The sequence below is a fragment of the Edaphobacter aggregans DSM 19364 genome, from assembly GCF_000745965.1.
GTDB classification, from domain to species: domain Bacteria; phylum Acidobacteriota; class Terriglobia; order Terriglobales; family Acidobacteriaceae; genus Edaphobacter; species Edaphobacter aggregans.
Window position 1 is genome coordinate 1 of sequence record NZ_JQKI01000344.1, and the last position, 1,175, is coordinate 1,175.

Genomic DNA, 1,175 nt, shown 5'->3' on the forward strand with positions numbered 1-1,175 from the left:
GGCGGACCGGGTGCAACTGCAGCAGGTACTGATGAACCTCATGCTCAATGGTATCGAGGCGATGAAGGAGACCGGCGGAGTGCTCACGGTCAAGACGGGACGAGGCGAGTGCGGTCAGGTGCTGATCTCAGTCAGCGACACCGGAGTAGGATTGCCGGCCGGAAGTGCGCACGAGATCTTCAATGCCTTCTTCACCACTAAACCTCAAGGCAGCGGCATGGGGTTGGCGATCAGCCATTCCATCGTGGAATCGCATGGTGGCCGTTTGTGGGCCACATCCCACGACGGACGAGGCGCGACGTTTCATTTCACTCTGCCAACCGCAGTTGTTGAAGTGTCTGCGGCAATATGATTTCGAGTATCGGGTATTCTCTTTGCCAGAGGTGAAAGCTTTCGCTTGCACCACCGTTCTCCCACCCATTGAATCGAAGTACCGAGATTCATTTGCGCCACTAAGATCGCTGCGAGGAAAATCCAAACCTCAGCTCCTACCGCGGACTTTCGCGGAAGTTTTCCGGATGTTGAAGATGGTGTATCGTTTGCAATCCGTCGCATCGAGTATCACGTTGCGATCGCAGTAACGAGCCGAACGTCAGTGGCAGAGTGGCGCCTTGCACTCTCTTGATGTGCTGGTTCATAGTAAGCGCTTGATCTTGGGCGGTTGTTGTGAGTGTGTTGGTGGAGGAGAGTGTCTCAAAGAGGTGTCCACCTAATTTAGGTGGACATCATTTATGCTTGAGGCGTGATCATAGGCGGTTGATGGTGACGTTCCATGGAAACAACTCAGCGATCCGTGTGATGGGATGGTCGGCGATGCGTTCGAGCACGTGGTGGAGATAAATCTCCGGATCGAGGCCGTTGAGCTTGGCTGTCCGTGTCCGGGACCGTCGGCGCACTTGCATCCCGGCTTGCCGCACCGTTTGTAACGCTCGATAAGGGAGCCTCGCAAAATCGATTTCAGCGGCGGCAACTGGCGCACAAGAGCGTTGCGGCGCTTCCATAGTGCGGAAGCGGGTCCTTTTTTGAATATTCATCAGACCACGCAGATAACCGGTCTGATAGTAATGCAATCAAATTAATCCCTGTCAACATTTTTCCTCCTTGCCTGTCAGGTGTTCCAAGAGAGTAACCAATTCGAAAAGCGATTCTGCCCTGAGCCGACAAGGCGGTAAGCT

Annotated in this window: 2 protein-coding genes and 2 pseudogenes; 1 reads left to right on the top strand and 3 read right to left on the bottom strand. The window is 54.1% G+C overall.

Translation table 11 applies throughout. The annotated features are described in order from the left end of the window. On the top strand, positions 1–352 hold a 352-nt coding region (locus tag Q363_RS31700; RefSeq protein WP_035358787.1), incomplete at its 5' end, for a sensor histidine kinase. Positions 353–746: 394 nt separating this feature from the next. Here the strand turns inward: Q363_RS31700 and Q363_RS39750 are convergent. The 3 genes and pseudogenes from Q363_RS39750 to Q363_RS47335 all read right to left on the bottom strand — a co-directional run. Then, positions 747–872 (bottom strand): annotated as a pseudogene (locus tag Q363_RS39750) (transposase domain-containing protein); the annotation flags it as partial. A gap of 50 nt (positions 873–922) precedes the next feature. After that, a pseudogene (locus Q363_RS47330) lies at positions 923–979 on the bottom strand (hypothetical protein); the annotation flags it as partial. Further along, positions 958–1,175, bottom strand: a 218-nt coding sequence (locus Q363_RS47335) for a hypothetical protein (RefSeq protein WP_425387821.1), incomplete at its 5' end; no start/stop codon positions are given. The gene Q363_RS47335 and the pseudogene Q363_RS47330, both read right to left, overlap by 22 nt.